This window comes from Bacillus sp. 11B20 (assembly GCF_056098985.1).
In genome coordinates, this window is record NZ_JBLZWZ010000005.1 from 16,466 (window position 1) to 42,368 (window position 25,903).

Sequence of the window (25,903 nt, forward strand, 5' to 3'; positions counted from 1 at the left end):
CATGGGCAAGTACTTTGGAACTGATGGTGTAAGGGGTGTAGCAAATAGCGAATTAACACCAGAGCTCGCATTTAAAGTTGGGAGATTTGGCGGCTATGTGCTCACAAAGGATAAAGAACGTCCAAAGGTACTCGTTGGACGAGACACACGTGTATCCGGTCATATGCTGGAAGGAGCGCTCGTTGCAGGCTTACTTTCAATTGGAGCTGAAGTGATGCGTCTAGGTGTGATCTCAACACCTGGTGTGTCTTATTTAACGAAGGCAATGGATGCTGAAGCGGGTGTCATGATTTCTGCTTCACACAATCCAGTTCAAGACAACGGCATTAAATTCTTCGGCGGTGACGGCTTTAAGCTGTCAGATGAACAGGAAAGCGAAATTGAGCAGCTGATGGATCAGCCAGTCGATCAATTACCACGCCCAGTTGGAGCGGATCTTGGAACGGTCAATGACTATTTTGAAGGCGGTCAGAAATACTTGCAATTCTTGAAGCAGACAGCGGATGAGGATTTCACAGGTATTCACGTGGCGCTTGACTGTGCACACGGTGCAACCTCTTCTCTAGCGACACATTTATTTGCAGATTTAGATGCTGATGTGTCTACAATGGGAACATCACCAAATGGACTGAATATCAATGATGGTGTAGGCTCAACTCATCCAGAGGCACTTTCTGCATTTGTGAAGGAGAAGGGTGCAGATATTGGTCTTGCGTTTGATGGTGACGGTGACCGTTTAATTGCAGTCGATGAAAAAGGTGATATCGTAGACGGCGATCAAATTATGTACATATGCGCACGTTATTTGAAGGATGAAGGCCGATTAAAGGATGACACCGTCGTGTCAACGGTCATGAGCAACCTTGGTTTTTATAAAGCGCTTGAGAAGCAAGGCATTAAGAGCATTCAAACTGCTGTTGGTGACCGCTATGTGGTCGAAGCGATGAAAAATGATGGCTATAATGTCGGCGGTGAGCAATCAGGCCATTTGATTTTCCTTGATTATAATACGACAGGTGATGGCATGCTTTCTGCGATCATGCTTGTGAATACGCTCAAAGCGACAGGGAAAACATTATCAGAGCTTGCAGCGGAAATGGAAAAGTTCCCGCAGCTTTTAGTGAATGTGAAAGTGTCTGATAAATATAAAGTAGAAGAAAATGAAAAAGTAAAAGCAGTGATCCAAGAGGTCGAAAAAGAGATGAATGGTGACGGCCGTATCCTTGTTCGTCCATCTGGAACAGAACCGCTTGTACGTGTTATGGCTGAGGCAAAAACAAAAGAGCTGTGTGATGAATATGTAGCTCGAATTACGGCTGTTGTGAAAGAAGAAATGGGTATTGAGTAATAGATGAAAGCAAATCGCTAGCAGCGGTTTGCTTTTTTTTTTCGAATAAACGACATAATTGGATGGATCTGTACGAATCATATAAGTGAGGGCAACTTGAAGCTGCCTTCATACATAGGAGAGCACATCAAAGGTAGAACGTGACAAGCCTCATCGCATATAGTGTATGGAGGTCTCACTTTCTCAAATGAAGGCAATCACCTGCTAAATTGTGATTGACGGAGGTCAGACCTTATAGTACAATCATCCTTGTGTTACTGGATTTTTATTCTATCAGGAAAGGCAGGGTAGATGTTCAGAAACTCTCTTATAATTATAGCGCCCGAACTAAGCGATCGGACGAAAGATGCTTAGTTGACGAGGATGGAGGTTATCGAATTTTCGGCGGATGCCTCCCGGCTGATCAAAAAAAGAGATCACAGCCGTAAGTGTTTCTTTAAACCAAAGAGGTGACTCTTTGTACAAAGGGAATACACATGATCTCCCAAAATAAACATGTAGAGAGGGACGAAGAAATGTCCCTTCTATTTTAGTAGGCTTTCTTTGTCCCTTTCACATGATCGGGAGGAAGAATATTTATGTGTGGAATCGTGGGTTATATTGGTCAGAATGATGCGAAGGAAATCTTATTAAAAGGTTTAGAGAAGCTTGAGTACCGCGGGTATGATTCAGCAGGTATCGCTGTGGCAAACGAAGAAGGCGTGCATGTGTTCAAAGAAAAAGGACGTATCGCTGAGCTTCGTGAAGTCGTGGATGCAAACGTAGCATCTTCAGCAGGAATCGGACATACACGCTGGGCAACTCACGGTGTACCAAGCCATCTAAATGCGCATCCGCATCAAAGTGCTTCTGGCCGTTTTACGCTTGTTCATAACGGTGTCATCGAGAACTATGTACAATTGACACGCGAATATTTACAAGACGTCACACTAAAAAGCGACACAGATACAGAGGTTGTTGTTCAAGTCATCGAACAATTTGTGAATAGAGGTCTTGATACAGAGGAAGCTTTCCGTCAAACGCTTCTTCAACTAAAAGGCTCTTACGCGATTGCCCTTTTCGATAACGAAAACAAAGAAACAATCTATGTGGCGAAAAACAAAAGCCCATTATTGGTTGGTTTCGGCGAAGATTTCAACGTTGTGGCTTCTGACGCAATGGCGATGCTTCAAGTAACAAACGAATATGCGGAATTAATGGATAAAGAAATGGTCATTGTTACTAAAGACGAGGTTATTATTAAAAACCTTGACGGTGATATCATGACACGTCCTTCTTATATCGCTGAGCTTGATGCAAGCGACATTGAGAAAGGCACATATCCTCACTACATGTTAAAAGAAACGGATGAACAGCCGCTTGTTATGCGCAAAATCATCCAAGAATATCAAGATGAAAACAGCAAGCTTTCAGTCGCTGGCGATATCGCAAGCGCAGTAGCAGAAGCAGACCGCATTTACATTGTGGCTTGTGGAACGAGCTACCATGCAGGACTTGTTGGTAAACAATATATTGAAGACTGGGCAAAAGTACCTGTAGAAGTCCATGTAGCGAGTGAGTTCTCTTACAACATGCCGCTTCTATCGAAAAAACCGTTGTTCATCTTCCTTTCTCAATCTGGGGAGACTGCGGACAGCCGTGCTGTACTTGTTCAAGTCAAAGAGCTTGGTCATAAAGCATTAACGATCACAAACGTACCAGGGTCTACGCTTTCTCGTGAAGCGGACTTTACATTGCTTCTTCATGCAGGACCAGAAATTGCAGTGGCTTCAACAAAAGCCTACACAGCACAAATCGCTGTACTTGCAATTCTTGCTTCAGTTGCAGCTGAATTAAACGGTCAATCTCTTGACTTTGATCTTGTCAAAGAGCTTGGTATTGTAGCAAACGCAATGGAAGCCCTTGTCGATCAAAAGGATGAAATGGAACAAATCGCTCGTGACTTCTTCACAGTGACACGTAACGCATTCTTTATCGGAAGAGGACTTGACTACTATGTGTGCCTTGAAGGTTCACTGAAGCTAAAAGAGATCTCTTACATCCAAGCAGAAGGCTTTGCTGGCGGAGAACTCAAACACGGCACAATTGCTTTAATTGAAGAAGGCACACCGGTCATTGCCCTTGCAACACAAGAGCACGTGAACCTCAGCATTCGCGGTAACGTCAAAGAAGTCGTCGCACGCGGAGCAAACCCATGTGTCATCTCACTAAAAGGCCTAGAAGACGAAGGCGACCGTTTCGTCCTTCCAGCTGTACACCCAGCACTTGCACCACTTGCATCTGTTGTTCCATTACAGCTAATCGCTTACTACGCAGCCCTTCACCGCGGGTGTGATGTGGATAAACCACGTAACCTTGCGAAGAGTGTGACGGTGGAGTAGGAAAGCTCTTTTATTTTTAAATAAAAAAATATAGAAACTATTTAAAGCAAAATCCGTAAATCCGTTCCCTTAATTAGATATTAAGGGGACGGGTTTTTTAATATAGGATTAACTTATGGGGAAAATTACTTTTCTAAACTCTCAAACATTTGAAAGTGATTTAAAAAATTGGATAGAATTAGTATCAAAATCAAAAGATGCTCTTTGAATAGATCAAACATATTTAACATGTTCTCCGTAATTTAGTTTTTTGGTGTTAACTTAAGTGCTATAATAAGGTAAATAAAAGACTTTTGATTACTCAATTTAGTAAGGTGGAAATTATATGGAGTTAAATATATACCTAGTAGGTGTTTTAGCACTTGAAAGTAGACTTAAATCATTCTATCCCAATTTACAACCAGTTAGAGCAAGCAATACTGATTTTAATCAATTTCAATTTTTTTTAGAAGTTTTAAATACTGATGATATTCCATATGATTATCAGAATGCATTTAAAAACAAATTTGCACTTGGGAGGAGTATCCAGGTTAAATCCATAGAATGGAATGACATAGCCAAAGATAATTTCTTTAATGAGGAAAAATTTGAAGAATTTGCTTCTGATAAGTTATTTATTTTTAAACCATATATAGAAGAGACTAACTATGGTGAGAAAAATATCAAGGTATCTAATAATACATTAAAGATAGTTGATAAACCAAAAGGTTTTTTTAATAAATCACCAGGTGGTTTAATTACAATTCCAATATTTAACGATTACAATCAGTATAATTTTGAAAAAAGATTGCTCTCATCCCAATCTATAAGTAATTATGAATTTCTAGATAAAATTACTACATCTTGTGTTGTTGCTGGCTCCTACATATATGGCGAATTTTCCAACTTTGAAAAATTAAATGATGGTTGGCATTTTTCAATTGATGAAGAAATAAAAAAACTACCTATTGATTTTGAAGCATATAAAGATCATCTTATTATTGAACCTCATGCTGTGTACATTGATGATGAGTTCTTTTTCGATGTAATTCTAAGCGAAGGTTTAAATAAACATGGGATAAAAGTTTCCTTGAATAAGGAAATAAAAACTAAAAAAATTGATGAAGATATAGAAATGGATCTTGAAAATGATCATTTTTCAGAAGAGGATTATTTAAGTAAATTATTAAATGATTTAAGTAAAGAAGGTTTGATTTTTGAGAAAAATCAAATTATTAACTTTCATACAGCATTAAAAACAAGAAGGCTTGTAATTTTAAGTGGTCCTTCCGGAACAGGTAAGACACAACTAGTATATCAATATGCTAAGGCTTTAGGGTTAATAAAAAAAGGCATACAACAATTTAGGCTCATACCAGTTAAACCAAACTGGAAAGATGATACTGATTTAATAGGTTTCTTAGATACAATAAATAATATTTATCGCCCTTCAGATTCAGGTCTATTAGACATATTAATTGAGGCCAAAAATAATTCAGATAAATTGTATTTGGTATGTTTCGATGAGATGAATTTAGCGAGAGTGGAACATTATTTTTCACAATTTTTAAGTGTTCTAGAATTAGAAGGGCATGAAAGGAAAATATCACTATATAGTAAGAAAATGGTTGGGAGAGTACTTAATGGAGAGCAATTCCCTCATGAAGTGAATATATTACCAAATGTATTATTTGTAGGGACTATCAATAATGATGAAACTACTGAAACATTATCAGATAAAGTTTTAGATCGTTCTAATTTTATTGAATTTGGGATTCCAGAAAACCATATTAATAATTGGATAAACTCATTTACTCATGATCATGAAAGAGAAGGGAAAATTCCATCGAAAAATGAAAATGAAACTGTAAATTTTCATCATTATAATAATTGGGCAAAGTGTAAAAGTAATATAGGTTTATTACCTAATGAAATTGATATATTGAATAAGATAAACAATATTTTAACTAAAGAAGATGATATAAAAGGAATAGGTTTCCGAGTATTGGATCATATTAATTCCTATATGATTAATTTACCTGAAAATTTAGAATTTAGTCGTTCGATTGCGTTTGATTTACAAATTTCTCAAAAGATTGTGCCGAAAATTAGAGGTACTATCGATGAATTAAAAGATGTTTTAATGGATGATGAGAACTCATTAAGGAGTATTCTGGATCAAACAATATTTCCTATCACTACTATGGCAATTGGTCGAAAGGTTAGGGAGTTGAAATTATATGGCTATACTTATTGATGGTGAACATAAACATGAGGTGGATTTCACTATCGAATTTGTAACTTACCACAATAAAAGTGGAGAGGTTAGGGAGCTGAAAAAGTTTGAAAAATTCTCTAGAAATCCAAACCCACCATTAATTGAGGATATAGGTATTAGAGAGTATGATAATTTGGCTGTGAGGTTTACTTCAAACGAAAGAAGCGAACAGGATAGTAAATTATATATGGACTGTTTCGATTTTATTGATGAATTAGATGATGATATAACTCTTGGGCAAGAAGATACTGGGTTTATTACAATAAATAATGAAATTGTAATACATCGACATTACGACAATGATGTTGGCAGTCCACTTATTCCAGGTGTCTATAGAATTAAGGTAATATCTAAAGGAGAGAATTATTATAGTCAGATTTTAATAAAACCAAATAATCTTGAAATAGAAGAGCATTATCAAATGATTAAAGAAATAGAAAACAATGTTAAGGGATTAGCGAGAGATTGGGTTAGGAAAAATAGGTCTTTGGATATTTTAAAAGACTATATAGATATTGATCCAACTTATCTAGATTATGCTTTATTGCTCTTAAAAAATAAAAATTTATTAAAATATTCAATGAATATTATAAATAAAAACCCATTTAGTAATTTAGTTAAGGTTTATAATGAAACACCGCTTTATAGAAGTGGCAATTTAGATAATAAATCTATGAAATTGAATCAACTAAAACCTAGTGCAGCTATGTACAGATTTGTAAATTCAAATGAAAAAATTTATTCATATAACATGGAAGTGCATTTTAATAATAAGGTTAATCAATACTTATTGAAAATTCTATATGACTTTATGTATACCCTAAAAAAATCACTCGAAGATATATATAAAGTAAAAAAATATTTTAAAACAGAGTTAAATGAGTTGAATAGATATAATCGAAATAAAAACATTGGACAAGAATCAAAAATATTTAATAGGAAACAACAACTATCGAACATAATAAATATTGAAAATAATATTAAAAATTTTTATAAAGAATTACAGTATTTCCAGAATAACTCAGTTTTAAAAAGTATAAAATTATCACATAAAACTAAGATCTCACAACAGTTTATTAAAAATCCTGGCTATAATAATTTTTATAGAGTTTCATTGCTTATTAATGGACAATTACAAAATCAGATTGAGGATTTATATGATTATAATTGGAAGTCAACAGAAGTACTCTATGAGTATTGGTGTATGATCAAACTCATAGAATACCTTAAAGAGTTAGAATTCCACCCAGTGAAAGGGTGGTTTTTTGAGAGCTACGATGATAATGAAAAAGTTACTATTCCTGCTATTCCTGATGGAACCTACATTCAGTTAGAAAAAGGCGAATTAAAAATAAATTTAATATTTAATTTAGCTATTGGGAAATCTCCAGAAAAGGCTGAAAGGGATGGCTCTCCCTATTGGATTAGAACAGAGCGAAATAAGCCTGACTTTAGGTTGGATGTTTATAAAGGAGATGTTTTTCAAAAAGCAATCATAATGGATGCTAAATATAGTTCGGCAGAGCGATTTTGGAATAAGAAGCATATAAACACTTATAAAAAAAGTAAAGTAGTAGAGCAGCTTAAGTTATATGCGAATAACATATATAATATTAATAATAAAAGGGAAAACGTAGTTGAAGTTGTTATCGCATTGTGTCCAACATATATAAAATTCAATGCTCCTTTCGATAATGATGATAATCATTCGATAGGTGTTGCTACATTAAAACCGGGATTTGATAACAAAGAATTTAGAGAGAGACTAGAAAAATTTATACTTCAATAATGTAATAAATTTGTTAATATAAAATAAAATGTAAAAAAATACAGAGAAGCCCAGTGAACTAACCTTCACTGGGCTTTTTTATATCTTGTAGATCATTCGATCGATAAAAATAAAATCTATTTGAACGAATTCTCTCTTCATGTCGTCAAAAGAAGTGATACCAAAACAAATTGGCGTTTGAAAAGGGAGTGGCGTGGATGGATATGAAGATGATATTACCTCTTATTTTGCTGCAAGCGATTTTGATGGGGATTGGTTTGTTTGATTTGTTGAAAAGAGACCCATCGAGAATCAGGGGAGAAGTGAAGTGGGTTTGGGCTTTGGTGATTGTGTTTGTGGCGAGTGCCGGTCCTATTGTGTATTTCATTTTTGGTCGTAAACAATCTTAATAGGGGGGATTCGCTTGAATATGCTGGAGTGTCATGGGCTGACGAAATCGTATGGCCCGAATGAAGTGTTAAAAGATGTTTCGTTTTCTGTTGGGGAGGCTGGATGTGTTGGCTTTTTAGGAGCCAATGGAGCGGGGAAGACAACAACGATCCGGATTCTCACAGGGCTTGCTCGTCCTACTTCTGGTGTCGTAAAGGTGGCTGGTTTGGATGTCACAAAGGAGATGGACCAAATCAGTCATGTGATTGGGTATTGTCCGCAGCATCCTGCATTTTATCAGGATATGACGGGGCAGGAGTGGATGCATTGGGTTAGCGGGTTATTTCATTTAGAGAAAAACATCATTCGCTCCAAAACAGAGGAGCTGTTGAAGCTTTGTGGTGTGTATGAGGCGAAGGATCGTGCCATTGGCAGCTATAGCGGAGGCATGAAGCAGAGGCTTGCCATTGCGCAGGCACTTATCAACAGCCCGAAGGTTCTCATCTTGGATGAACCTGTGTCTGCACTTGATCCCATGGGAAGAAAAGACGTCCTGACGTTGATTGAGCGTCTAAAGCATGAGATGCTGATCTTTATGTCGACCCATATTTTAGATGATATTGAGCGGGTGGCGGATCATATTATCATGATCGACAGCGGCAAAATTGAGATGTCTTCTTCCATGAAACAGATTAAAGAAGACTATATCCAGCCAGTGTTTGAATTTCAATTAGAACAACAGAATACGAAATTAGTGGCTTTGTTAAAAGAACGGGATTGGGTGGAGGAATGCATTGAAACAGGAGATGTTTATCAGGTGCGAGTGAACGATCAACAAATGGCGTTGAAGGAGCTGCCTCGTCTCATCACTGAATCTGGGGGTGTGCTCCTCCATTATCGACTATCTAAGCTGACGCTTGAAGATATTTTCATGAAGGTTGTGAATGCATGATGATATTGAAAAAGGAATTTAGGGAGTTATTCACTAGTTATAAAATTTTGTTTGTGCCAATCATTTTTACGATTTTAATGATTACGCAGCCTATTACGCTCAAAATGCTGCCGGATCTTCTATCGAAATCAGCTAATTTACCTGTAGGGTCTACATTTTATATACCAGAGCCTAGTGCTGGAGAGGCTTTGGCGAGTGCATTGAGTAAATTTGATTCGCTAGGTGTGTTTATCCTGATTATGATCGTGATGGGAACGATCGCTGGAGAGCGTGCCTCTGGAGTGACCGCGATGATTATGGTGAAACCGATCAGTCGAACGAGTTACTATGTCTCGAAAATATGTGCCTATTCCTGTTTGACCTTGTTTAGTTTGGTGGTGGCGGTGCTTGCCTCTGTTTATTATGTGGACATTCAATTTGGTCATGTGGATTGGGTCAATGTGTTAAAAGGAACACTTCTTTATTATCCAAATTTATTGCTGATTGTGGTATCGACCATTTGTGCTTCGGCATTCTTTCAACGTTCTGTCACAGCTGGAGGTGTGTCGCTTTTGATCAACCTTATTCTGTTTACCGTTCCTTCATTTTATGAAGAGACATTAGGGAAGTTTGCGCCTAAAGGCGTGACAAGTGCAGCCGAAGAGATGATTCATAAAGGGACTTATTCGGATCAGGCACTTACAAGTTTTCTAGGTGTATCGGTATTGATTGTTTTCTTTTTTCTCGTCGGATGTTTTCTTTTTAGAAAACAAGAATTATAGCAGGCTGTTGCCATTGTTTCTTCAGGATTACCATGAGCATAAAAATCTGAATATGGTAGAAAGTTTGATATGATGATAAAAATTGACTGTATTTTCAGAAAAGAGGTTTTTATTTATGAGAACATCACGTAATCCTGAGACCATTCATCCGCCAGTCGCACCATATACCCATCAAATAGAAACAACAGGACCTCAGCGGTGGTTAACCCTATCAGGTCAGGTGGGGATGGAAGCGGATGGGACAATCCCAGAGAGCCCGTTGGAGCAGCTCGAACTAGCGTTAGAGAATGTGAAGCGAAACGTTGAAGCGGCAGATATGGCTGTGGAAGATATAACGAAACTAGTATTTTATCTCGTTGGAGAGTTCGATGCAGAGAGCAGGAAACAAATCATGGGACAGTTTTTAGGCGATCACCTACCTTGTATGACGATGATTTATGTAGTGGCATTGGCTTCCCCTGCTTTAAAGGTAGAGGTGGATGCTTGGGCGTGTCAGGAGATGGTTTTGGGTGAATAGATAAAAGATTGGGATGCAGCAACCCAATCTTTTTTTTGTATATTTCCCGTTGTATATAGAATAGATTACCTCATTCCTATTACCTTGTTATTCTCTATATGGTAATATTAGGGTTAATGAATAGTGGGTCTAATGACATTCGTTTTTGATTTTTAACACACCATAGATAAGCATACATCACTCTAATCAAAAGGAGAGATTTGATGCCATTCATGGAGGTTCAGAATGTAAGCAAACGATATAGCAATGGTGATGGGATAGAGGATCTGTCATTTTCCATCGAAGCAGGTGAGGTTGTGGCGCTGCTTGGGCCTAATGGTGCCGGGAAGACGACAACGATTCGGTGTTTAACAGGTCTATATAAACCAGATGGAGGGGAAATTCTCATAGAGGGTTTCCCGCCTGGTCATTCCCATGTCCAAAAACAAGTAGCTCTTATTCCTGATCAGCCGTATTTGTATCCAGACTTAACGGCTGCTGAACATGTTCAATTCCGTGCACGTGGATATCATAAAGGCTTAAAACAGATCAAGGAAAAGGTATATGAAGCGTTGAAAGAAGTACATATGGAAAAGAAGATGAATGAACTGTGCGGAAGGCTTTCAAGAGGCCAAAAGCAGCGTGTCGTCTTAGCAGGAGCCATTGTTCAAGATGCCTCCCTTTTTATATTAGATGAACCGACTGTCGGGTTAGATATTCCGTCTAAACAGTGGCTGTCGGATTGGCTGAGACAAAAAAGCAGTCAAGGTGGGTCGGTCTTTGTGTCGACTCATAGTCTGGAGTTCGTTCTCGATACAGCCAGTAGGGTGGTATTGATTCGAGACGGTGCCATCATGAAGAGTATGGATGTTCCTCAATTAAAGGAAGAACAGGTTGAGTGGAGGGCAGAAGTTATTCAACTTTTGGGGGAGTGGTCAAGTGAATAACACACTCTCCCTTTTATGGATGAAATCTCAAAGGCGCTTAATCAGTAAAAATCAAGAAAAGAAAATGCCTTTTCTGATCTTACTTCTTTTCATAGCGGCAATTGGTTTTCAGCTAAGCGCAGTTTCAAGTATGGGTGATTGGAATACGGGTACAGCTGGATGGATCATTATCTGTTTGTTTGTTCTTTATACGGGGGTTGGTTTGTTTACGAACCGGCTGCCTAGCCAAATGAACGATATCATTTGGTTATATGGAAATGGCGCTTCTTTATGGACGGTTGTTATCAGTGTGTGGATGTATCACATTTTCTGGCGAGGAGCTCTTATCATTATCTCTGCTTTGGCTGCGGACCTTCTTCTGTTTTTTATGACGCAGCAGTACCCGTTTCTGCTTGGAAAATCATTCATTCTGACAGGGCTGTTATGTTTGGTCGAAACTTGGATGATTGCGGTTTCTTGTGCTAGAACCATTCGAGTATACAAGCGTTTGCTCTTACTCGGTTTTGTCTTGATGTTTTTCAGCTTTGCACTACTTGTTTTGAATCAATTGGTGATGAAACAGCCTTCATTGATGAACATTGCTGATTCTTTAATGTTTCAAGTTGGACGTATGATCGAAGAGTTTTCCATTCTTTCTGTCTTGATTTTTATTGGAGTGATGTTTCTATCTTTCATGATGATGTACAGTGCTAGTCATCGTTTAGAGATGAAGGAGTCTTTAGTCAAGGAGGCAGTATTTTGGGAGGAATTTGAGGGGAAACATATTCAATCAAGTCCAATCGTTCAAAAAAAGAGCAGGACATGGTGGGGACTTCCAGCATTAACGGGCGTTTGGGCTTTTCTTTGGATTGAATTATTGCTGATAAAAAAGTATATGATTTTCCATGTACTATCTACTATGCTGTTAATTGGTACTTACTATGTTGTCTTTACTTATTTTTCAGATTGGCTGAATCTATTCTTGATCGTCATCGCGGCATCCGTTCTTTTTAGTTCATATTATGCAGGGATTGTAAGACATGCGCAAACAGGAGCGCTTTACCTTTTTCCAGGCGTTTTATATCAAAAAATCATTCTGTTAGAGGTGTTTCAAACCTTTTGGCTGTATGCTTTCTACTTGATTTCTCTTTATTTGGTTGAGATTCAGGATTTTTTGTATTGGACCTTATTTGGTGGAGGAGTTTATATATGGTTTTTGGCCATACGACTCTTTGCCTTTATGCAGCCTCTGAGACGAGAAAGGAGTTTTGCTTTGGCCGCCTATTATCGATCATTGGTATTTGCGTCTGTGATCAGTGCTATGGTCATGATTAGCATTCATCTCATCACTGATGGCTTGTTAACTACAATTGTATCCCTAGTGGCTGGAGCTGGATTTTATGTGCTTTGTTATCGATACCGCGCGGTTCATTAAAAAGAGGAGTTGATTGTAAATGAAACCAGAAAATAAGCTGTCTCAATCCGTTCAACAATTGGCCAATACAAATGAAGTAACGATCGTTCAAGCAATAGGAGATTTAAGAAAATATGGAAAAGATGCAGTGCCCGTCCTTGTTGAGGCTTTAAAAGAAAAAGGCTCTCTGCGGAACATTGCAGCAGCTGTACTTGGTGAATTTGGAGCAGATGCGGGGGACGCAGCAGAACCGCTAGCTCGGCTATTAGAAAGTGACGAAGAAGATACAAGAATGGCCGCTGCAATGTCACTCATGAGGATTGGTCAGCCCAGTTTGCCCTTCCTTCTGCAACTGGCTAAACGTTATGAGGGACCTACTTGTTTCTGGGCATCATGGTGTATCTCTTGGATTGATCCATCAAAAATTGAAAAAAACATGTACGAGTGTTTAAAACAAGAACAAGAAAATCCAACAGGCAGCGTTACTCCTTTTGCTGCAGAGGAAGCATTAGGAAAAATCATCGCCTTTCAGCTAAAAGATAAGGGGGATGAATAGTGGGAACGCAGAAACTCAACTGGCCTGAGCATCTTCCTTGGATTTGCCCTTAAGATCAAAGGAGTTTTTAGAGTCAATGAATAGCTTGGAAAAAGGGAGATACCGGCTGGTTAGAAAAACATTCATTTGGTTAGTAAGTATCAAGGAGGAGAGAGTGTTGTTTCAATCAAACAAAGAATTAAAAAGAAACGTCATTTTTTTCGCAGGTGTTGGAGCGGTTTTGCTGATTTCTGCAGACTGGGAAATGGCGTTGATTTTATTCGGTTTGGGAATGTTGTTTTATTTGAAGCGAATGCTGCGGAAAGAAGAAAGTCATAATTATTCAGTATGATACCTAGAATGTATATTCTAGGTTTTTTTATTAAATTTACCTTAAAACACACCTTTTCACATGGGGATATGAACCAATTTTTTAAAAGTGTGGTAGGATAAATATGCTTTATCTTTATATTGTCCGAAGGAGCTGTCGAGTTGAAGGGATCTAGGGTTGAGTTTATTGATAGTTTACGTGGTTTTAGTTTATTAGGTATTTTGATCGTGAATATGCTTAATTTTCAATATGATTATGATTTTGAGAAAATGTTTGATTCGAGTTTTTGGGGGCAGGAATTCGGTGTATATGTGACGGAAATTTTGTTCCAGGGGTCTTTTTATCCGATCTTTTCCTTTTTGTTTGGGTATTCTTTTATCAAGCTGATTGAATCGACGAAGGCCAAGGGGCTAAATACGAATGCCATTGTCGTTCGCCGTGGTTTTGGTCTGATTGTGCTTGGAATGCTGCATTTAATCTTCATTTGGAGTGGCGACATTCTTCTCTATTATGGAGCTTGTACGTTTTTCCTAATGATGTTTATAAACAGCCGAATCAAAACAGTGTTTATATGGTCGGGTATTTTAGGTGCCTTATCTTTAGTGATTTATCCATCTCTAATGAATTTTATTTACGGAAATCCTGATTTATTAACGAATGTATATGGGACTGGTACATATGGCGATATTGTATTGAGCCGGATTACAATTGAAGATGATATGGTAATCGTCTCCATCATTATGGCAATTGTAACACTTACTATGACACCAATTTTAAGTCTTCTCTATGCTCCTATCATGATCGGTCCATTTGCACTGCTTGGCATGGCGATCGGGAAAAAGGGTCATTTGACAGAAGAAGATCGAGGCATGGCTTATCGTAAAGGCTGGGTTTGGATGATTATCATCGGGCTTGCTTTAAAATGTGCGACGTTTATTGATGCTCCTTGGAGTGAAATGGTGTTCACGTTAGGAGCCTATGTCCTGACGATCGGTTATATTCAAGCCTTTATTGTTTTTTACTATTCAAAGGCTGCACAAGGGTTGAAACGTCTGCTTGCAGGGCTTGGCCGTTTGTCTCTATCAAACTATTTAGCGCAGTCGATTATTTGTACAACGATTTTCTATTCTTATGGACTTGGTCTATTTGGACAATTGGGTTCAATGTTTGGGCTACTTCTTGCTGTCGGACTGTACACAGCACAGCTGTTCATCAGCTATCTCTATTTGAAAAAATGGAGAAGAGGTCCTGTGGAGTGGCTTATGGGAAAATGGGTATATTGGAAATAAAGCATTTTGTTAAAGAACCGTATGGCTTTTGGGCTGTGCGGTTTTTTATTTTTAAAAAATGAGGAGAACATTTTTTAAAATGGTTGATTATTCTTTTAGTGTGTATATAATGTATATATAGTGTATATACAATATTTTGTTCTAACTATGTGAAAAAAGAGGTTTTTATATGCAAATTACGATTTCAAACCATTCTAAGGAGCCCATCTATGAGCAAATTACGAATCAAATCAAATCGATGATTTTAACGGGTGAGCTTGCAGAAGGCGCAGCACTGCCGTCTATTCGCAAGCTGGCGAAGGATCTACAAATTAGCGTGATTACAACAAAGCGAGCGTATGAAGAGTTAGAGAAGGCAGGATTTATTTATTCAATTGTAGGCAAGGGATCTTTTGTTGCTGAACAAAACGTAGAAGTGATGAGAGAGAAGAAATTGAAGGTGATCGAGGAACAGCTTGGAGCGGTTGTCACAAACGGGAAGGAATTAGGCTTATCTTTTGATGAATTGCAGCAGTTATTAAAGTTCTTATATGAGGAGTGAGATGAGTGGAGCATGTGATTGAATTCACAGGAGTTTCGAAACGATTCAAGGATTTTTCAGTTCAGAATCTAGATTTACAAGTTAAGAAAGGATTTGTTACAGGGTTTATTGGAGAGAATGGAGCGGGTAAGTCGACCACCATTAAAATGATCATGAATTTGTTAAAACCCGATTCAGGTGACATCAAGGTTTTTGGATTGGATTATCATACTCATGAAAAAGAGATTAAGGAACGAATCGGCTTTGTTTACGATGCTAACGTTTTTTTTCCAGGATTAAATTTAAAAGACATCAAACGAATTGTGGCACCTGCCTATAAACGCTGGGATGACCAGCTTTTTGACCAATATATTGAACAGTTTGGTTTGCCGCTGAATAAAGCGATCAAAACATTTTCAAAAGGGATGCAGATGAAGGCGTCGCTTGCGATTGCGCTGTCACATCATGCAGAGCTGATTATCATGGATGAACCAACTGCTGGTTTAGATCCGGTTTTTAGAAGAGAGCTGCTCAGCACGTTACAAGAATTGATGATTGATGGAAATCGGACGATCTTTTTCTCGACGCATGTGACGACTGATTTAGACCGGATTGCGGATTATATTGCGTTTATACAAAATGGAAGATTGGTCTTTCAACAGTCGGTTCATGAAGTGGCAGAAAGTTATGCGCTTGTGAAAGGAAGCCTAGAGTTATTGGATCGAGACACAGAAAAGGCCTTTGTCCATATCCAGCGTACAGCAGCCGGATTTGAAGCATTAACCGATCGGATTGATGAAGTGAAACTTATTTTTGGGGATGCTGTTGTGATTGAACCGGCGTCGCTTGAGGATATCATGTTTTATTTGAAAGGTGGGGTTGCGCATGTTTCATTTAATTAAGCGTGATGTGATTTTGCAAAAGAAGCAGTTACTTATTTTTATTCCGTTTATCTTATTTTTTATATTCATGGATGTCCATCCAGTATTGACGTTTCTAGTTGCTAGTGTCTTCATTCCATTTAACACATATGCATATGATGAAAAGGCAGAAACGAATATTCTATTAAACTCCTTACCCTATACACGTAAAGAAATTATCGCATCACGTTATCTTGGCGCCATTTTCTATATGAGTATTGCGATCGTGCTGACAAGTGCTGCATTATTTGTTTTTGGGAAGCTGTTTTCGCTGTCAGATATTGCGATTGGCAGTGGGTTGTTTTTATTGTTCGCGGCGTGTACGTTTCCATTGTTTTATATCTTAAAGCCCGGTTATATCACAACGGCAGTGATCATTGGCTTTATCGTATTATCTGCTATGGGACCGCCTGTTGTTCTCTATTTAGCAGAGCAATTTAGTGGGATCACTGATTTTATTATGAATTTATCGATCCCTATGTTATATACGGGGTCAGCTGTGCTGATTATGCTTTTCTACCTGCTGTCTTGGGGGCTTTCTACTGCGATTTACCAAAGAAAAGTTTTTTAAGACAGATGATAACATCATTTATTGAGAATCATTCATTTTGAGGCAGAGCTTTCAAAATGGATGATTCTTCTTTTTTGAATCAAGTGAAATTGACATACATTAGAAAAGAGGTTATGATTACTTAACATAATGTTAATTATTTTTAACATTATGTTAAGTAAAGTATCCTTCAAGAAAGGAATTTGAAATGGAGATAAAAAATAGAATCAAGGTGTTACGAGCTGAAAAAGACTGGACACAAAAGGATTTGGCAGAGAAGTTAGGTGTGACTCGTCAAACAGTGGCAGCGATTGAAAATGGTAAATATTCTTTGTCTTTAAAACTAGCATTTCAAATTGCTAGAACATTTGAAGTTGATTTGTATGATGTATTTCAAGAGGTCGACAAGGAGGAACAACAATGATGACGACGATCATTCTTTATTCTTTGATTATCCTTTCTGTTATAAGCACGGCCTTTCAATTTAAGAAAAGTCGTGAATATAAACATGATGAACGAGGTCAATTTATTTTAGCGAAAGCAGGAAGTTTTTCTATTATAGGTATTGCCATAGCCTATATATTGGTTGCTGTTATCCAAGCTTCGGTCCATCAATTCTCATCTCCAAGAGAATGGTTTTATATAGCGATTACGTTTATGTATGTATCAAGTGTTTGCGCAAATACAATCGGTATCATCTATTGTGAAAGGAAATATTAATTCATCGCTGGATGTAAGCTAGAGTTCTTCATCATGAAGGGAAGAGAAAAACCAATGAAAAAAATATTGAGAATCATGTTGATATCTATATGTACTCTTATCACGGTCATGGTTGTTTTTCTAGCTACTGTTTACTTTGTAAACCTCATTAGTAATGAAAGGGAGAAGGGGAAAATAGAAGATTATGGGCAAAAGGTTTTGGTGGACGGGAAGCAGATGAATGTGCTCATTCAAGGCGATGGGAAAGAAACGATTATACTTCTTCCGGGCTATGGAACTGCTTCACCCGTGCTGGATTTTATGCCGCTAGTAAATGAATTATCACCATATTATAGAGTCGTAGTGATTGAACCATTTGGATATGGTTTAAGTGACGATACAGATAAAGTACGCACAAGTCAAAACATTGTAGATGAGATTCATGAATGTTTGCAGAAGCTCAACATTAAAAGGTATACGTTGATGGGGCATTCGATTTTTGGCATTTATGGACTAGAATATGTAAATCAATATGAAAAAGAAGTGAAAGCATTTGTTGGAATTGATAATAGTGTTCCGAAGCAGGAAACGGATGAATTGCCGGTTTCCAGCTTGCAGCTGCTTCATCAATCCGGTTTTTACAGATTGATAGTGAAAATGAATCCAGATCAACTCGTGATGCCTAACGTGGATGATCAAACGAAAGATCAGATTAAAATGCTGACCTTCCGCAATTTCTTGGATGAAAGCCAAGCTAGTGAGGCGGAAAACTTTAGACATAATTTTAAAAACGCTCAACGCTTACATTTCCCTAAGAATCTCCCCGTTGTTTTCTACTTAGCGGATGAAACGGAGGAAGAAACACCAAGCTGGAAACCAATGCATGAAGATCTTCTGAAAAATGTAGATCACGGAAAAGTTGTTACTTTCAAAGGCGGCCATTATTTGCATCATACGAAATCTAAGGAAATAGCAGCTGATTTTAGAGAATTTCTATCTATCAACGAGAGTCACCGATAGTGAGGGATTCTCTGGTGGGGCTTCGGCATTGCCGATGTTCAGTTTGAACTCGAGAAGACCGTGTGAGCGGTCTTTTTTTATTTTATATAAAGAACCGATATTGACAGTTTATCATGTAGTGGATTAAAATACATACCAACGGTCGGTATGTAAAAGGAGGCGTTTTAATTGGCCAGAAATAAATATCCAGAAAAGACGATCCAGCAAATTTTAGATGTGTCGACGAAGCTGTTTCAGGAAAAAGGATTCGAAAAGACAAGTTTGCAGGATATCATCCATGAATTGAATATGTCTAAAGGGGCTATTTATCATCATTTCAAATCGAAGGAAGAAATATTACGTGCTGTGATGGAGAGGCAATTTCGCCATGCGACTGAGAAGCTTGAAGATTTGATTGAGCATACAGAGGCAGCGCATGCGAAAGAGAAGCTGCAGCGTATTTTAGAGCAGCTTGTGGCAGATCCGCAATCTCATTCGATTGATGGGATCTTGGTTGATCAGATCAAAAACCCGCAATTTGTGGTTGAGGGAATGAAGGCAGGCGTAAATGAGGATGCGCTTAAAATCAAACAGCTGATTCTTGAAGGAATTGAGGATGGTTCGATAACGACTGCTTTTCCTGGTGAAGTGGCAGAAGTGTTTATGCTTCTCGTGAATATATGGCTGAACCCAACACTATTTGCTCGTGATCAACAGGAAACTAGTCAGCGTTTGCTGTTTTTACAACAGATGATGAGAGGGCTTGGAGTGGATGTGGTGAGTGATCTATTCATTCAAAAGGTCACAGCGCATTATGCTGGGATTGGTGGATATGATCAGCCTGAAATCTAACTGGTCAAATAAGAGACAAAAGGAGAATTCATTTCATAGGAGGATGCCTTATGCTTCACTTCATAAAACTAGAGCTAAGAAAAAATCATATGAAAAATTACATTCAAGCTAGTATGATCGCAAGCATTGTACTGCTGGTGTTTATCTATTTTGCAGCGTTTGCTGCACGGGTTGAACAGGAAATAGGTTTTCAGCAATATCCGAATATCTATTTGTTGACCAGTATAGTATGGATGATCTTTTTTTCGATCGTCACATCATGGATGTATTGTCGAGTAGTGGTGAATACATTGAAAGACTATGAAACTCATTCACCAAGTTTGAAAGCATCACTCCTTCCGAGAATGGTCTGGATGCTGTGTTTTTCTACGATTGCTATGCTGTGTAGCATCATTCCTTCATTTATTGTGTTTAGTGTTACTGAAACGTTCTTCCCTATTGTTCAGGATGCGCTGACTGCTGATGTGATGTTCAATGTGATCAAAACGTACCTAGTGTTTACTTGCTGTATCAATGGTATTGGCATGATTGCGATGAGAGTGGGATTAATGAAGAAATCTACCTTCATGACGATCATGACTGCGATTGTTCTATGTGCTGTTTTAGGAAACGTATGTATCGCAGTTGATGGAAATGATCAAATGAATGTCATTTTGTCAGGAGTCATGGTCGCAGCTGTTCTGATTGTAATGTTGGAATTGTGGGCCAGTATCACCCGGCTTCAAGCGAGATAAGCCACGATGAAAAAGGAGGGAGACATGTGGAGCATACGGTTCAAATTGAAGAATTGGTCGTAGAATTATCGCTTGATTGGCTGCTCGGAGAGGTGCGTATCCATCACCATGATCATCCTTATCTCATCATTCGTCAAACGACCAATCAAGTCTTTCCAAAGCGCTATTTGCTGCATCATCAGGTAAAAGGTGGGCGGCTGGTCATTCAAGATAGACGAAAAAGAATATTCAGCTTAGGACTGCACCTTTATCAAACAGATCTCACTATTTATCTTCCGAAAAATCAAATACAGTCTATGTCCATTCGTTGTAAAGGAGCAAATCTTCAGGCGGAAGAACTGAATGTGGAAAATGCCTATGTTCATTTAACTTCTGGAAAGACGTTGCTAGCAGGTGAAATCAAGCGTCTCCATTTAGAGACAGTTGGTGGACTTATTTCTAGCCGGCAGCTGGCCGCGCAGACATTGTCATTGCACGCCACATCGTCAAAAGGTGAGTTGACGGGTGCTTTCTCAGATGTTGATCTGCATGTAACAGGTAGAAGGATACAAATTCATTCTACAAGCATGCTACATTCACTTAAGTCTATTTCAACTGGAGCATATGTCAAAGTGGCGATTCCAGAAAATGATGGGTTTACTTGTTATGTAAAGAAAAGATCTGGCACTTTTCAGAATGACTTTCTTTGTTATCGAGAGCAGAAAAACTTGGTGCATAAGAATGGACAAAGATCCTTTGAGGTTGATATAAGAGGTGGTCATTTTCTATTAAGTCATCAGCATTGAAGGAACTTTCTTCCCTTGATTCAATATATCAATATAAAACAATTTGAAACTCTTTTTATGTCAGAATATTTTGTTAATAGTGTTTTCCTCAAAAAAACAATTGTTTTTTAAGGGTAGATTTATTATGATAATATACATCGAAAGATTGATGTTTCTCAATCAGAATGAAAATTCTGATTTTTATTTTTTATGTTGTTTGTTGATGAGGGGGAAGAAAAGTGGCTCAAAAGGAATTAAAGAGAGGGTTAAGTGCCCGCCATATTCAAATGATCGCTCTTGGCGGCACAATCGGTGTTGGCTTATTTATGGGGTCAGCGAAGGCCATTCAATGGACAGGTCCATCGGTTCTTCTAGCGTACGCAGTGTGTGGTATTTTTATCTTTTTTATTATGCGAGCGATGGGAGAAATGTTATATCTTGAGCCGAGTACAGGGTCGTTTGCTACATTCGGGCATCAATATATTCATCCGCTTGCAGGGTATATGACGGCTTGGAGTAACTGGTTCCAGTGGGTCATTGTTGGAATGTCTGAAATTATTGCTGTTGGGGCTTATATGAAATATTGGTTCCCAGAGCTGCCTGCGTGGATTCCAGGGTTAATTGCGATGATCATTTTAGGAGCGGCCAACTTGATTTCGGTTAAGTCGTTCGGTGAATTTGAATTTTGGTTTGCGATGATCAAAATTGTGACGATTATCTTGATGATTGTTGCAGGTCTAGGCATTATTTTCTTCGGATTTGGAAATGGCGGGACGCCTATTGGCTTGTCTAATCTGTGGGCGCACGGCGGGTTCTTTACAGGTGGATTTACCGGGTTCTTGTTTGCATTGTCGCTCGTCATTGCTGCCTACCAGGGTGTTGAGCTGATTGGGATTACAGCAGGTGAAGCACAAAATCCAGAAAAGACGCTGACCAATGCCATCAAAAGTATCATCTGGCGTATTTTGATTTTCTATATCGGTGCGATCTTTGTCATTGTGACTGTGTATCCGTGGGATCAGCTGAATACGCTTGGCAGTCCATTTGTGGCGACGTTTGCGAAGATCGGAATTACAGCAGCGGCAGGTATTATTAACTTTGTTGTGATTACAGCAGCGATGTCAGGCTGTAATAGTGGTATTTTCAGTGCGGGCCGTATGCTTTATACATTAGGTGTAAATGGTCAGGCGCCTGCTTTCTTTACAAAAATTTCGAAAAATGGTGTACCGTATTTTGGGACATTCGCTGTGCTGATTGGTCTAGCGATAGGAGTTGTTCTGAATTATGTTTCTCCGCCAAACATTTTCGTCTATGTGTATAGTGCGAGTGTTCTTCCTGGGATGGTGCCTTGGTTTGTCATTTTGATTAGTCATATTGGCTTCAGAAAGGCGAAGGGAGCAGCGCTTGATCAGCATCCGTTCAAGATGCCGCTAGCACCGTTTTCTAACTATCTTACAATCGGATTCTTAGTAATGGTACTTGTGTTTATGCTCATTAATCAGGATACGCGTATTTCTCTTATTGTAGCAATTGGGTTCTTGATTTTAGTGGCGCTTAGCTTTTTTGTATTTGGAATTGGGAAACGGAAACCGATTGAAACAGCTTCTTCTGATCAAACGGTGAAATAATCAAAAGCCTTGCGGAGTGGACCGCGAGGCTTTTGTCGTTTACAGAGAAGCTTTGACACGCTGAAAGACATCTGGATAGTTGGTGAAAAGACCGGTGACGCCGTATTGCAGAAGACGTGTCATGTCTGCTTCGCTGTTGACCGTATATGGATGAAGGAGCAGTCCGTGGCTTCTGACCTGCTGGACGTTTTCAGGTGTTAAAGCTCTAAAATTCGGTCCGACTCCCACGGCGTACGTTTTAATAAAGTCGAGCTGATCGTCTGTGATGGATGTCATTTGGGCTCTGTCTAATAGCTGTACTTTTGGAAGGCGTGGAGCTAATTTCTGCAGCTTTAGCAGGCTGTCTTGACTAAAGGATTGTATGATAACCTGCCCTTTTCTTGTGTGTTTCCCAAGAAGATGATGTTTCTTTAAGGCGGCCAATAGTTTTTCTTCCATTTGCGGATAAAGGTCTGGTTTTTTTGTTTCAATATAATAATTCTCTCGTTTTCCGAAATAGCGCAACACCTCATCTAATGTAAGGACTCTCTGTCCGATATAGTGGGCATTTTGTCTGTCGGGATTGGCTTCGTTAAACCATGTGCCCGCATCAAGCCGTTTGATTTCGGCAAGTGTGAGGTCTTTGACCCACCCTGTTCCGTTTGTGGTCCGGTCAACGGTTTCGTCGTGCATCACGATGAGATGTCCATCCTTTGTCATTTGAAGATCGAGTTCGAGGTAATCAGCATTCATCTTTGTGGCCAGCTTGTAGGAAGCCAGGGTATGCTCTGGTGCATACCCTGATGCTCCGCGGTGTGCAACGGTTAGGATACGATCTGGAGATAAAAGATGTTCATGAGCCGATATGGTGGCCGGCACCCACGCAAAAGACAGTAAAGCAAAAGAGAGCAACACGAAAGCAAGTAATCTACTTTTCTTCATATTTTAACCTCCTTTTACGGTAACTGCCTTCATCATAAGAAATAGATGTAAAGAGCATGTTGGGCGGATATGAATCTTTTATGTGATTTTCATTAAGCTTGCTCTACGCGTTTTCCTGTATTCCATGTCATCGCAAGGAAAACAATCGAAAGCACACAAGAACCAACCAGTAAAATGAAGCCTCCTGTCCAGTCATAGTGATCAACGACGACACCCATCATGGCATTGGCAAATGCAGAGCCGCCAATGTAGCCGAAGAAGCCTGTCAGTCCGGCAGCAGTGCCAGCTGCTTTTTTCGGAGCGAGATCAATGGCTTGAAGTCCAATGAGCATAACAGGTCCGTAAATCAAAAAGCCGATGCTGATGAGTGCAATGTTATCGACCATTGGATTGCCAGCAGGATTTAGCCAGTAAACGAGAACGGCAATTAACACCCCGACCATAAAGATGACGCCAGCTGGTGCGCGGCGGCTTCTAAAGAAGCGGTCACTAATCCATCCGCACAATAATGTACCGGGGATGCCTGCATATTCATAAAGAAAATAAGACCAGCGTGAATGCTCTGGTGAAAAGCCCTTCGCTTCTGTTAAGTAGGTCGGCGCCCAGTCAACAACACCGTAACGGACGAAGTACACAAACACGTTGGCAATGGCGATATACCATAGGAATTTATTGTTGAGTACATATTTAAATAAAATCTCTTTCACTGTTAATTCTTTTTCTTGATCCTCATATTTTTGTGCCGGATAGTCATTTCGATATTCCTCGATTGGCGGAAGACCAGTGGATTGCGGGGTATCCCGTACGAGAAGAATGATCACGAAGGAGACGATAATGGCAATGATGGCAGGGAAGAAAAAGATACTTTTCCACGTCGCAAACAGTACAATTCCTAATGTGATAAGCGGTGCAAGAATCCCCCCGCCGATATTGTGAGCGACGTTCCAAATGGACATTTTCGTACCACGTTCACTAACCGAAAACCAGTGCGCCATCGTACGTCCGCATGGCGGCCACCCCATGCCTTGAAACCAGCCATTTAAGAACATGAACAAAAACATGATCCATACACTGGATGTGACCCACGGAAATGAGACAAATAGGATATTGATAAGAGCTGATAAAAAGAGTCCGGCAGCTAAAAAGTATCTGGGGTTACAGCGGTCTGAGATCATCCCCATGATGAATTTACTAAAGCCATAAGCAATGGATACGGCTGCGAGTACAAAGCCTAATTCACTTTTCGTGAACCCCTCTTCCTGTAGATATGGAATGGCAAAAGCGAAATTTTTGCGCAGCAAATAGTAGCCCGCATACCCGATAAAGATGCCTAGAAAGACTTGCAGCCGCAGCCGCTTATAGGTCTCGTCTGTTTTGGCATCATCAAGCCTGTCGATATGCGGAGCAGGTTTAAACCATTTGAACATAAAGATCCTCCTTTTGTAGATGTCCGATTGACTGAAGCAAAAGTACGAGAATGGCTTTTGATCCTGTACCTTTTCAGAGACAAAAGAATTGTTAGCGCTTTCTTTTGTACTCCCATCATATCGGATGAAAGAGACGTTTATGATGAGGCTTTTGTCATAAATTTGGAAAAATGGTTCGTGAAGTAACAAAAAAATCCGCACAATGGCGGATTTTTTCTTAGATGTTACAGAGACACATTAATTTTCGCAGATTTCTTTAGCTTTTCAATTTCTTTTTGTACTTCTTTCTGCTTTTCTTGAGATTCTAGCTGTTTTTTAATTTGTGATTTAACCTCTTTGTATTCTGGTGCTTTTTGCTTTTGTTTTTTCATTTGGTCTGCGTATTGGTCATAGTACGCTTTGACGTCTTTCTCAGAGACGGAGGCTGATTTGATTTCTTTGTCGACATATTGGCTGTACTTGATGCTGTCGGCAATGTCGCTTTTCAGCTGATCCAATGTAAGTCCGCTCTTTTTCAGTGCTTCTTCGAATTGAGCGTTGTCTTTAAACTGTTTCTTTTCTTCCTTTAGCTGCTTATCTACTTCTTTGTCAGAGGCTTTGAAGCCCTTCTTCTCAGCATCTTGCAGGATGAGCTCTTGGCCTACGAGCGCATCAATGGTTTGTTTCTTGACTGCTTTCTCGCCTTCTTTAGAAGTTGGGTCTTGCCCGGACTGCTGAAGCTGGCCTTGGATAGTAGATAAGGCGCTATTGTATTCACTGCCTGTGATTTTGTCTTTGTTGACGGTCGCAACGACCTTTTGATCATCGATTTTTTGTGCGTCTAATTTCTTTTGCATTTCTTCCATTTGCTTTTGCTGTTCTTTTTGATCAGCCTGTGTTGTTTCCTTGTTTTTGGCTGCATCGTTTTGCTTATCTTGTTTGGCATCGTTTGACGAGCAGGCTGCAAGTCCAACAGATAACAAACAAGCGATGAGTGTGTATGATACCTTTTTCATCATTTTCTCTCCCTTCGGTATGAGAACGTCTAGTGCGCATTCTAAC

General features: G+C 39.1%; 26 protein-coding genes. 23 read left to right on the plus strand and 3 right to left on the minus strand.

Annotation, left to right across the window (positions count from 1 at the left end):
- Position 1 precedes the first annotated feature (1 nt).
- The 23 genes from glmM to ACN6NB_RS01045 all read left to right on the plus strand — a co-directional run bounded on the left by glmM (position 2) and on the right by ACN6NB_RS01045 (position 22,514).
- The gene (gene glmM / locus ACN6NB_RS00935; protein ID WP_099662838.1) at positions 2 to 1,348 is read left to right on the plus strand and encodes a phosphoglucosamine mutase; all 1,347 of its coding nucleotides are present in this window, start codon (positions 2 to 4) and stop codon (positions 1,346 to 1,348) included.
- Positions 1,349 to 1,926: 578 nt separating this feature from the next.
- On the plus strand, positions 1,927 to 3,729 hold the full coding sequence (gene glmS / locus ACN6NB_RS00940; RefSeq protein ID WP_144491673.1) for a glutamine--fructose-6-phosphate transaminase (isomerizing): 1,803 nt from the start codon (positions 1,927 to 1,929) through the stop codon (positions 3,727 to 3,729).
- Positions 3,730 to 4,054: 325 nt separating this feature from the next.
- Positions 4,055 to 5,965: an McrB family protein gene (locus tag ACN6NB_RS00945; protein ID WP_366204326.1), complete on the plus strand. Its 1,911-nt coding sequence runs from the start codon at positions 4,055 to 4,057 to the stop codon at positions 5,963 to 5,965.
- Positions 5,949 to 7,775, plus strand: coding sequence for a nuclease domain-containing protein (locus tag ACN6NB_RS00950; protein WP_366204327.1), 1,827 nt, complete (start codon positions 5,949 to 5,951; stop codon positions 7,773 to 7,775). The genes ACN6NB_RS00945 and ACN6NB_RS00950 overlap by 17 nt, the downstream gene beginning before the upstream one ends.
- 197 nt (positions 7,776 to 7,972) lie before the next feature.
- A complete protein-coding gene (locus ACN6NB_RS00955; protein ID WP_474253180.1) occupies positions 7,973 to 8,164 on the plus strand; it encodes a PLD nuclease N-terminal domain-containing protein in 192 nt (63 codons plus the stop codon).
- Positions 8,165 to 8,178: 14 nt separating this feature from the next.
- The gene (locus ACN6NB_RS00960; RefSeq protein WP_474253181.1) at positions 8,179 to 9,096 is read left to right on the plus strand and encodes an ABC transporter ATP-binding protein; all 918 of its coding nucleotides are present in this window, start codon (positions 8,179 to 8,181) and stop codon (positions 9,094 to 9,096) included.
- Positions 9,093 to 9,857, plus strand: coding sequence for an ABC transporter permease (locus ACN6NB_RS00965; protein ID WP_474253182.1), 765 nt, complete (start codon positions 9,093 to 9,095; stop codon positions 9,855 to 9,857). The genes ACN6NB_RS00960 and ACN6NB_RS00965 overlap by 4 nt, the downstream gene beginning before the upstream one ends.
- A gap of 115 nt (positions 9,858 to 9,972) precedes the next feature.
- A complete protein-coding gene (locus tag ACN6NB_RS00970; RefSeq protein ID WP_047204169.1) occupies positions 9,973 to 10,374 on the plus strand; it encodes a RidA family protein in 402 nt (133 codons plus the stop codon).
- A 203-nt stretch (positions 10,375 to 10,577) separates the two neighbouring features.
- Positions 10,578 to 11,300, plus strand: coding sequence for an ABC transporter ATP-binding protein (locus ACN6NB_RS00975; protein ID WP_474253183.1), 723 nt, complete (start codon positions 10,578 to 10,580; stop codon positions 11,298 to 11,300).
- A complete protein-coding gene (skfF, locus tag ACN6NB_RS00980; RefSeq protein WP_474253184.1) occupies positions 11,293 to 12,714 on the plus strand; it encodes a sporulation killing factor system integral membrane protein in 1,422 nt (473 codons plus the stop codon). Before ACN6NB_RS00975 ends, skfF begins: the two co-directional genes overlap by 8 nt.
- A 19-nt stretch (positions 12,715 to 12,733) precedes the next feature.
- Positions 12,734 to 13,249: a HEAT repeat domain-containing protein gene (locus ACN6NB_RS00985; RefSeq protein WP_260775219.1), complete on the plus strand. Its 516-nt coding sequence runs from the start codon at positions 12,734 to 12,736 to the stop codon at positions 13,247 to 13,249.
- Positions 13,250 to 13,406: 157 nt separating this feature from the next.
- Complete coding sequence (locus ACN6NB_RS00990) at positions 13,407 to 13,580, plus strand: hypothetical protein (RefSeq protein WP_285604398.1); 174 nt, start codon at positions 13,407 to 13,409, stop codon at positions 13,578 to 13,580.
- A 140-nt stretch (positions 13,581 to 13,720) separates the two neighbouring features.
- Positions 13,721 to 14,848, plus strand: coding sequence for a DUF418 domain-containing protein (locus tag ACN6NB_RS00995; protein WP_064498193.1), 1,128 nt, complete (start codon positions 13,721 to 13,723; stop codon positions 14,846 to 14,848).
- 169 nt (positions 14,849 to 15,017) lie between these two features.
- A complete protein-coding gene (locus ACN6NB_RS01000) occupies positions 15,018 to 15,389 on the plus strand; it encodes a GntR family transcriptional regulator (protein ID WP_039176077.1) in 372 nt (123 codons plus the stop codon).
- Between the two features lie 5 nt (positions 15,390 to 15,394).
- The gene (locus ACN6NB_RS01005) at positions 15,395 to 16,270 is read left to right on the plus strand and encodes an ABC transporter ATP-binding protein (protein ID WP_474253185.1); all 876 of its coding nucleotides are present in this window, start codon (positions 15,395 to 15,397) and stop codon (positions 16,268 to 16,270) included.
- On the plus strand, positions 16,254 to 16,859 hold the full coding sequence (locus ACN6NB_RS01010) for an ABC-2 transporter permease (protein WP_212044570.1): 606 nt from the start codon (positions 16,254 to 16,256) through the stop codon (positions 16,857 to 16,859). Before ACN6NB_RS01005 ends, ACN6NB_RS01010 begins: the two co-directional genes overlap by 17 nt.
- A gap of 187 nt (positions 16,860 to 17,046) precedes the next feature.
- Positions 17,047 to 17,262: a helix-turn-helix transcriptional regulator gene (locus ACN6NB_RS01015; RefSeq protein ID WP_039176085.1), complete on the plus strand. Its 216-nt coding sequence runs from the start codon at positions 17,047 to 17,049 to the stop codon at positions 17,260 to 17,262.
- Positions 17,259 to 17,558: a hypothetical protein gene (locus ACN6NB_RS01020; protein ID WP_039176087.1), complete on the plus strand. Its 300-nt coding sequence runs from the start codon at positions 17,259 to 17,261 to the stop codon at positions 17,556 to 17,558. Before ACN6NB_RS01015 ends, ACN6NB_RS01020 begins: the two co-directional genes overlap by 4 nt.
- A gap of 54 nt (positions 17,559 to 17,612) precedes the next feature.
- On the plus strand, positions 17,613 to 18,557 hold the full coding sequence (locus ACN6NB_RS01025; RefSeq protein WP_474253186.1) for an alpha/beta fold hydrolase: 945 nt from the start codon (positions 17,613 to 17,615) through the stop codon (positions 18,555 to 18,557).
- A gap of 198 nt (positions 18,558 to 18,755) precedes the next feature.
- Positions 18,756 to 19,388, plus strand: coding sequence for a TetR/AcrR family transcriptional regulator (locus ACN6NB_RS01030; RefSeq protein WP_268473343.1), 633 nt, complete (start codon positions 18,756 to 18,758; stop codon positions 19,386 to 19,388).
- A 50-nt stretch (positions 19,389 to 19,438) separates the two neighbouring features.
- Entirely contained in the window at positions 19,439 to 20,122 is a 684-nt protein-coding gene (locus ACN6NB_RS01035) for a bacitracin ABC transporter permease (RefSeq protein ID WP_268473039.1), read from the plus strand.
- Positions 20,123 to 20,148: 26 nt separating this feature from the next.
- Positions 20,149 to 20,907, plus strand: coding sequence for a DUF4097 family beta strand repeat-containing protein (locus ACN6NB_RS01040; RefSeq protein ID WP_144495638.1), 759 nt, complete (start codon positions 20,149 to 20,151; stop codon positions 20,905 to 20,907).
- A 218-nt stretch (positions 20,908 to 21,125) separates the two neighbouring features.
- Positions 21,126 to 22,514 (plus strand): amino acid permease, encoded by a 1,389-nt coding sequence (locus ACN6NB_RS01045; RefSeq protein WP_039176097.1) that lies wholly within the window; start codon positions 21,126 to 21,128, stop codon positions 22,512 to 22,514.
- A 39-nt stretch (positions 22,515 to 22,553) separates the two neighbouring features.
- On the opposite strand, the gene ACN6NB_RS01050 is transcribed toward ACN6NB_RS01045, so the two are convergent.
- The 3 genes from ACN6NB_RS01050 to ACN6NB_RS01060 form a co-directional block, all read right to left on the minus strand.
- Positions 22,554 to 23,435 (minus strand): glycerophosphodiester phosphodiesterase, encoded by an 882-nt coding sequence (locus ACN6NB_RS01050; RefSeq protein WP_144495641.1) that lies wholly within the window; start codon positions 23,433 to 23,435, stop codon positions 22,554 to 22,556.
- Positions 23,436 to 23,527: 92 nt separating this feature from the next.
- Positions 23,528 to 24,862, minus strand: a complete 1,335-nt coding sequence (gene glpT, locus ACN6NB_RS01055; RefSeq protein WP_144495644.1) for a glycerol-3-phosphate transporter — start codon at positions 24,860 to 24,862, stop codon at positions 23,528 to 23,530.
- A 224-nt stretch (positions 24,863 to 25,086) separates the two neighbouring features.
- On the minus strand, positions 25,087 to 25,857 hold the full coding sequence (locus tag ACN6NB_RS01060) for a SurA N-terminal domain-containing protein (protein ID WP_039176104.1): 771 nt from the start codon (positions 25,855 to 25,857) through the stop codon (positions 25,087 to 25,089).
- Between the last annotated feature and the right edge of the window lie 46 nt (positions 25,858 to 25,903).